A 7,698-nucleotide genomic window follows, 5' to 3' on the forward strand; every position below is an offset into this window, starting at 1 on the left:
GCAGGAAAATCATAATGCGTGTTAGTTCATTAATTTTATTATCACTTTGGGGTATCACTCACCTGATGCCAGCTCACGCCATGCCCGTTTTTGCGCGTTATTATAAGCAACAATATGGGTATATGCCCTCATGTCATGCCTGCCATACCGAAGGTGGCGGTACACCATTAAACAACTATGGTAAAACCTTTAAGGATAACGGCAAAACCTTGGCCGCATTTGGCAAAATGGCTAGTTTAGATAGCGATGGTGATGGCATAGTCAACAGCCTAGAGGCACAAGCTAAAGCCAATCCTGCGGATAAAAATTCTACACCTGCTAAAACAGGTAATTGGTTAGATTTAGCCAGTTTAATTCCTAAAGAAGTCCAAGCCTTGTTTCCGACTATTCGTGCTTGGTTGCCTAAAGATGCTGTTTTAACTGCTACGGATATTGCCACGGCCAAAACGATGGGTGCAAGCCTCAGTATGGCTGATGAAAATACGATTTATATTCCTGTTGAAAATCAACGTCCTGCGGGAACAGCCTTAATCTTTCCTGCCCAATATCAAGGTAAAACCTTCTTTTTGTTAATGGCAACCGACAAACAACTCAAAATCACCCAAATCAAAGTGATGAATGCCACCGAAGTGCCTGCTGCTAAATCCAGTAGTGTTTATGGAAAATTTGTCGGTATGGCTGCACAAAGTGTCCCCGCACCAAGTAGCAAAGACCTTGATGCTGCCATTACGCAGGCGGTCAAAAATGCAGGCGTTTTATTGTATGTACGCCTTAAAGGAGCCTAAGTATGTGGCGTTTAATGGCAATAGCCTTGTGTTTTATCAGTGCTTGGGCATGGGGGGCAGAGCCTGATATCCATTTTTTTAGTGACCAGCCTATTCCTGAGGCCGCCTTAGTACACACACCAGAGCCCAAACCTGATTGGCTGTTGTATGGTGCGCCTGTTGTCTTACTTGCCTTCTTTTTTAGTTTCTGTTTATTGGTCAAGTGGTTAATCCCTTTCAAAGAAACCGATATGCGTTTTGATTTACACGACTTGCCCGTCGCGGCTCAACGCGGTATTGGTATGGCCGTGATTTTGTTTGGGATTGCATTTTGTTTTGGTGGCTTAGAGGCGCACTATCAAATGGGCTTACATGGCAGTGCCGAAGCCTACTTTCAACAGATGGGGATTGGTAAGTTAATTGCGTTCACTCATGCGCATTTATTTGGTTTTACCACCAGTTTTTTTATTATTGGTATCCCTTTTTCCTTACACTTTAATCGCTTAAAAATCTATCAATGGATATTTCCCTTGGGCCTAGCCGCTTCTTTGACCGATGTGATTTCTTGGTGGGGCATTAAATATGTGTCTCCCCATTTTGAGTATGTGACGTGGTGGTGCGGTTTTGTGTTTAGTGCATGTTATTTATGGATGTTAGTGGCCTTAGTCAGAGTGCTATTTTTTCCACGTGTGAAATGGTTTCCTGATTTTATTAATGAGGATAGGCAAAAGAAGTGGGATGAAACGCACCATAAAGACTGAATGTGAGGGTGAGGTACACCTCACCCTCAATAGAAGAAAGATAACTTATGGGAAAACGTAGGACTTAAGGCGTGACGACGTTACGTAATAAGCTGAATGCGGCTAGGTTAAGTTGTACACTCATCACCAAGCCCTCATGACTGTCTGTGACCGAATTTAGTTCGGTTTTATAAATGGCGTAACCTGCGGCTAATGATAACTCTGGCGTAACATCCCAGCCTAAACCCACCGAGCGAATTGAACCACTGATATTGGCATCACCACTTTCACTAATACTTTCGCCTAAATAGACATAAACGCGACTAAAGGCTTGTCGAACTGGACTGTCAGGATAGCAAACAGCATAAACCTTTTTAGCTTCTGTTTCATAGGCAGTTAATGCTGTCTTTAGGCTAGCGATTTTTTCTGCTTGAGATTGCGTCGTGTTAGGAGCAGTACTCTCTTTGGAATTGGGATTAGAGCCTTCGTCAGATTTATTTTGATTAGTTTCTAGCGTATCAGAGAAATTTTTAATGGTTGTATCAGATGAAAGTACGGAATAATGTCTGCGTAAAGGATAGGCTTTTAAGGCAATCATTAAACCATTAGAGTCGTGTCCTTGACCATCAACATCATGAATTTGAAAATAACCTGCCCCTACATCAAAAAAACCAGGTGTTTCCAAGTCACCACCATGACCGTCAAAGTGAATACGTTTGCGTAATTTGTGATTGCAGACATCCTTTCTGGTTTGTTCCGCGACGGCTATTTTTCCGAGTGTCGTTAGATATTGATTGGCTTTGGTTTTAACTTTTTCTGTCTCTTGTTGGCTAGTAGCCAATGCAGTATCTGCCTTGGCTTTATCCTCTTTTGCTTGTTCCTTTTGTTTGTTGAGTTCTTTTTGCAGGAGCTCAAGAGCTGCTTTTTCTTTTTCTAGTTGCTGCTCGGTTAAGCTCAGTTGTTTTTTGAGTTGAGTTAAGTCAGTGGTTGTATTCTCAGCAGAGAAGCCAGATTCGGCTTGTATCGTTAAACAGATGCCCAACATGAGTGATGTGATTTTGTGCATAACTTTCTTCCTAGTCCTTGTTATATTGAGTTCGAACTAACATGATAAGTTGAGTTCGTCTACGAGATTGACGTTAGACCCTCATAGTCGGCAAAGGTCTAGCGGCCATATAATATATGGCATAAATTAGTTAGGAAGAAAGTACATCGCTAAAACAAATATTAGCTTGATTTTTTCGACAAATAGGCTAACGACAAATATAGTGTGCAACTCAGTGCGATATTTGCCTTGTAATCTGCAAAAAGTATAAACGTGACTGTCATATCATTCAGATTAACGCTCTCCCAACGACTGATTTAAGGTTTTGGTAATCGGTTTGGTGAGATATGACAACACGGTACGGTCTTGAGACTTAATTTCGACCATGGCGGTCATACCAGGCACAATCTGTATGTCTTTATTACGCCCTTCGCGGGGAGAGTGTAAATCAATACGCACATGCACCCGATAAAAGGGCATGGGGCCATTCCGTGTTTCTTCGACTAAGGTATCAGGGCTGATATAACTGACCGTCCCTTGTAATGAGCCAAAAATCGTGTAGTCATATGCATCAAGTTTGACGCTGGCATGTTGCCCTAATTTAACCGACGCAATATCGGCAGGGCTGACTTTGACTTCAGTCACTTGGTCTACATCGGTGGGTAAAATTTCAATCAGGGTTTCGCCGCCTTTAATCACGCCACCAATGGTGTGCATACGAATATTTTTCACCATCCCGTTGACGGGGCTAGTCATATCGGTATGTTCTAAGACTTGGCTACGGTCGCGTAATTGTTCTTGTTCGGAGCTGAGTTTTTCTTGCGTTTCTGTCATTTGAGTTTGTGTTTCTTGCAAATAACGATTTTGGCGACTCAATATTTGTGCATCTAAATCAGCGACTTGGCGTTGGAGGCGGATAATATCGACACGACTCACATCCCCTTGTGCTAATAATGGTTCGTTGAGTGTCAATTCTTCTTGTGCCAAGCGACGCATCTTTTTCAGCGCAGCAATGTCCATCTCTACCGATTGACGGCGGTGTTGGTAAAGTTCGGTTTGATTATCAATAAATTCACGATAGGGCAATAACTCTTTATCAAACACTAAGGCTTGCCCTGACATTTCTGCATGCATACGGTTGAGGCTAATGCGTAGAGCAGCAATTTTATGTTGGCTATCGTCCAGCGCAGCAAGGGCACGTTCTTTTTCTAACACAGCTAATAGTTGCCCCTTTTTAACTTGGTCGCCCTCTTTGACTAAAAGTTGCGTGATACGCCCGCCATCGGGACTTTGGACTTCTTGTGTACGCGCTGTGGCAATCATTTGCCCTTGGACACGGGTCACTTGGTCTATGCGCGCGACACTTGCCCAGCCGACTAAAATCACAACAACACAGAGACTGAGCCACAGCGTCCAACGTGCACGTTGTGGAGCGACATCTGCAAAAATGGGGTCTAAATTCATGGCGGATGGACTTCCTATATTAAGCAGAAGGGCTAGATGCCGCAGCAGGTGTGCCTGCAAGTTGTTGCAGTACGGCTTGTTTAGAACCATCTAAGACCAGTTGATGATTGGCGACAATCATCAATCGTTCGACTAACGGTAACATCGACACTTTATGGGTGACAATAATCAAGGTAATTTGTTGTTCTTTGCATAACTCGGCTAATACGGCTAAACAACGACGCTCTTGCTGTTCGTCCATAGATGCGGTCGGTTCATCTAATAAGAGAATTTTTGCACCCGACAATAATAAGCGGGTAAAGGCAACCAGTTGTTTTTGGCCGCCCGATAGCCCTTTACCGCCTTCGCTAATTTTGAGCTCCAAGCCTTGCGGATGACCAGCCACCACTTGTTGTAAGCCTGTTTTGCTGAGTACAGCTTGTAACACATCATCACCTGGGTCAGCTAAACCTATCAATAAATTTTCGCGCAGTGTGCCCTCAAATAGCCGATGGTCTTGCTGTAAATACGCGATGTGTTGACTCAAACTGGCAGGGCTAATGTGATTAACATCCAGATTATCAAGAAAAATATGGCCTTCTGAGGGGTGATAAAGACCTGCCAATAGCCGTAATAACGTGGATTTACCTGAGCCAATCGGGCCTAAAATGCCAATATGCTCACCTGCACGAATCTCTAAACGGTCAATTTGTAGTGCTACTGGCCCTTTGCCATAGGCAAATTTAGCCCCTTCAAAACGATAGTGGCCATGCAGTTGTGAGGGCGTTAAGGGACGATTAATGTCTTGATTATCTTGTTTTAAGGCATATAAACCGTCTAAACCTTTTTGGGCAGCCGAAGCATGTGCCTGTTGAATCATTAAATTAGGAATAGCCATAATGGGGGTTAAAATGCGGCCACCCAAAATACTACAGGCAATCAGTCCTCCCATCGTAATTTGATTTTGTGTGACTTCATAGGCGCCAACAATGACCATCACGGCATAACTGACTTGTTGAAGCGTAGCGGATAAATAATTGATATTTTCACTGGCGTGACGCATATCTAAATCATTACGCACCGTTTGTCGGGTGACTTCTAACCAGCGCGATAAAAATTTGAAGCCACCTGCACCTGATTTAATGGTTTCAATGCCTTCGACCGTTTCTACCAATAAGCCTGTTTTTTTGTTCGTCCATTCGGCACTCTGTTTTGCCAGTAAATTGACTTTTTGTCGTGCAAAAAAGCCCAGCGCCAAACAAATTAAGGCCACAACCAATGGGACGCTGGCTAAGGTCACAGAGCCAATCGAGGCGACAATTAACAAAAATAAAAGTGCGACAGGTAAGTCGGCCAAACCAAACAGGGTGCTTGCCGTATAAAAATTGCGAATTTGTTCATAGCCGCGCAGTTGAGAGGCTAAAGAGCCAACCGAGTTGGGCAACTGGTCTAAACGTACCGATAATAAGCGTTCATAAATGTGTTTAGATAAACGATTGTCAATGCCAATGACCATTTGGTCCATCAATTTAGAGCGACTAAATTTGAGAATCAACTCCAACCCAATCACCAATAAAACCCCTGTACTGAGCACAATCAGGGTATCTATATTGTGAGTGGGAATCACTCTGTCATAAACCTGCATCGAAAACAAAGAGCTGGCTAAAGTCAAAAAACCAATCAACAAGGTGGCAATCACCCCTTCGGCAATGACGGGATGATAGGGTTTTAGCGCGAGTTTTAACTGGTGACTAAAACTCAGGGTACTTAGTGGGGGTTCATCAGTCACAAGGGGTTCTAAATAAACCAGATGGCTAAATGCGTTATCGGCTAACACCAGTTGCCCTGTCGATTGTTGTACCAGCCATAGACCATTGGGCTGTTTGGCCATCAACAGCCCAAATTCACCATTATGTAATACCGCGACCGCAGGTAAACAGGTAGGGTCAGGCTGATTCAATACGCGCATGCCTTTCAGGTCTAAGGTTTTACATAAGGCAGTGACCTGCGCCAGCCCTTGTTGCTCGGCACAATAGTGACTGGCATGCTGTAAACGCACATTATCAATCGCTTGTCCTTGAATACGTGCGACCGTATTCACGGCCCAAGTCGCATTTTGTTTATCATTCATGGTCATGGCCTTTTTTAACGGGACAGTGATGTGGGCGTGATGACGGAGTCCTCATTGACGCGGCCAAGGTCACTATTTAACAGGGGTTCTAGTTGTCCCGTTAACAATTGTAATTGGTAATAGTTAAGAATCAGTGCTGTACGAGTCGCTACCAAATCATAAGCATTTTGTTCTATTTCGCGGGTAGCATTCATCAGTTCTAACCATGAGCGTCGGCCAACTAAAAATTGACGCTGATACGATTCTTGTACCAGTCGCGCACTTTGCATGGCTGCTTTTAAGGTTTCTACACGGGCTTGCGCACTTAAAAAATTATAAAGTTGTTGGTCTATTTGGTCGACGATTTGTTGGTGTGTCGCCATGGTTTTTTGTTCTAAACTCAAGGCTTTAGCACGTAAGGAACGCTCAGTTAATACCGTAGACCTGCCTGCACCCATCGTATATTGCACACTCAAGCGCAATTGACCCTCCTGCTGATTCAGACTGTCTTGATGTAAGAAATGCTGATAGTCATATTCATAACCGACACTGATTTGTGGATAACGACTCGCGCGGGCAATATTGGCTTCTTCCGTCATAGCGGCAGCTAAATCGCGGGTTTGTTTGACTAGCGGGTGTGACTGACCCCATTCCCGACTGGGTGTCGTGGTTTGAGTTTGATAGTCTTGACTCACCTGTGTACTTAATGCGACCACGTCAGGCCACTGTACTTGCGTTTTCGCTAATGACGGTTTGGCTAAGAGCTGCGCTAGCCGATTAAGTCCCAGCTCTAAGAGTTTGTCACTGCTATCACGTGTGACACGACTTTGTAAAATCCGACTTTCCACCAAATCTAATTCAAAACGTGCAGAGATACCTGAATCAACACGACGACGCATCATGGTTGCAAAACCTTCAAGTTCGCTGAGGGTTTGTTGAGCCACCCGTGAGCGCTCATAGGCATCTAATAATAAGCCCCATGTTTCTAAGACCCGACTAGTCAGCTCATAACGCTGAGCTTGTAAATTATCAAACGCAATACGGTGATTAAAAAAACTCTTTTGTTGTAACGCCGTTAAGCGGCCACCTGTCCATAGGGGCTGCTCAAGTACAATCTTGCTCGTCTGCCCCTCACGGGTAAATTGCGCTTGTGCACTCAATGAAGGGTAGACCTGATGCTGAGTCGCTTTTTTCTCTAAACGTGCCGCCTCTAATTCATGTTCGGAAGCAAAAATCGCAGGATGTACCTGTAAAGCATGTTGAATCAGCGGTTCAGGTAGTAGCGGTAGGCTGTTATTAAGATTATCAGCGTATGTTAATGAGCTGATAATCAGACTAGACACACAAAGTAGCCATTTGCTTTTTAGAAGGGGGAAAGAGTGAGTTTGCTTCACAATAATGCCTATTTATGTGCTATTTATACATTATGATGTAATTTGAATAAAAAGGGAAATGCAGACTACATTTATGACATTGTGAAGAAATTATAGCAAGCATCCTTATTAAAAAGCCTCTATTACAACAAGATAGGAGGATAAAATGTGTGATGCTATTATACATTTATAGGGTTTTTAACCCTAAAATAGATATAAACCT

6 protein-coding genes are annotated in these 7,698 nt (G+C 43.6%); 2 read left to right on the forward strand and 4 right to left on the reverse strand.

From position 1 onward, the window contains the following. The first annotated feature begins 14 nt into the window (after positions 1 to 14). Both C8N29_RS01960 and C8N29_RS01965 read left to right on the forward strand, forming a co-directional pair. Complete coding sequence (locus tag C8N29_RS01960) at positions 15 to 785, forward strand: hypothetical protein (RefSeq protein ID WP_107864335.1); 771 nt, start codon at positions 15 to 17, stop codon at positions 783 to 785. 2 nt (positions 786 to 787) lie between these two features. Continuing rightward, complete coding sequence (locus C8N29_RS01965; protein ID WP_107864336.1) at positions 788 to 1,525, forward strand: hypothetical protein; 738 nt, start codon at positions 788 to 790, stop codon at positions 1,523 to 1,525. 64 nt (positions 1,526 to 1,589) lie between these two features. On the opposite strand, the gene C8N29_RS01970 is transcribed toward C8N29_RS01965, so the two are convergent. The 4 genes from C8N29_RS01970 to C8N29_RS01985 all read right to left on the reverse strand — a co-directional run bounded on the left by C8N29_RS01970 (position 1,590) and on the right by C8N29_RS01985 (position 7,445). Further along, on the reverse strand, positions 1,590 to 2,570 hold the full coding sequence (locus C8N29_RS01970; protein WP_107864337.1) for a hypothetical protein: 981 nt from the start codon (positions 2,568 to 2,570) through the stop codon (positions 1,590 to 1,592). A gap of 273 nt (positions 2,571 to 2,843) precedes the next feature. Further along, positions 2,844 to 4,013 carry a beta-barrel domain-containing protein gene (locus tag C8N29_RS01975; protein WP_107864338.1) on the reverse strand — a complete coding sequence of 390 codons (1,170 nt, stop codon included), beginning with the start codon at positions 4,011 to 4,013 and terminating at the stop codon, positions 2,844 to 2,846. A 19-nt stretch (positions 4,014 to 4,032) separates the two neighbouring features. Then, positions 4,033 to 6,123 (reverse strand): ATP-binding cassette domain-containing protein, encoded by a 2,091-nt coding sequence (locus C8N29_RS01980; protein ID WP_107864339.1) that lies wholly within the window; start codon positions 6,121 to 6,123, stop codon positions 4,033 to 4,035. Between the two features lie 14 nt (positions 6,124 to 6,137). Beyond that, complete coding sequence (locus tag C8N29_RS01985; protein ID WP_146164407.1) at positions 6,138 to 7,445, reverse strand: TolC family protein; 1,308 nt, start codon at positions 7,443 to 7,445, stop codon at positions 6,138 to 6,140. Between the last annotated feature and the right edge of the window lie 253 nt (positions 7,446 to 7,698).

The organism is Agitococcus lubricus (assembly GCF_003051055.1).
GTDB classification, from domain to species: domain Bacteria; phylum Pseudomonadota; class Gammaproteobacteria; order Pseudomonadales; family Moraxellaceae; genus Agitococcus; species Agitococcus lubricus.

What these genes read in the sequence shown, in the direction of transcription:
- C8N29_RS01960 (WP_107864335.1), top strand. Translation starts at nt 15, where the DNA reads ATGCGTGTTAGTTCATTAATTTTATTATCACTTTGGGGTATCACTCAC.
- C8N29_RS01980 (WP_107864339.1), bottom strand. Translation starts at nt 6,123, where the DNA reads ATGAATGATAAACAAAATGCGACTTGGGCCGTGAATACGGTCGCACGT.
- C8N29_RS01975 (WP_107864338.1), bottom strand. Translation starts at nt 4,013, where the DNA reads ATGAATTTAGACCCCATTTTTGCAGATGTCGCTCCACAACGTGCACGT.
- C8N29_RS01965 (WP_107864336.1), top strand. Translation starts at nt 788, where the DNA reads ATGTGGCGTTTAATGGCAATAGCCTTGTGTTTTATCAGTGCTTGGGCA.
- C8N29_RS01970 (WP_107864337.1), bottom strand. Translation starts at nt 2,570, where the DNA reads ATGCACAAAATCACATCACTCATGTTGGGCATCTGTTTAACGATACAA.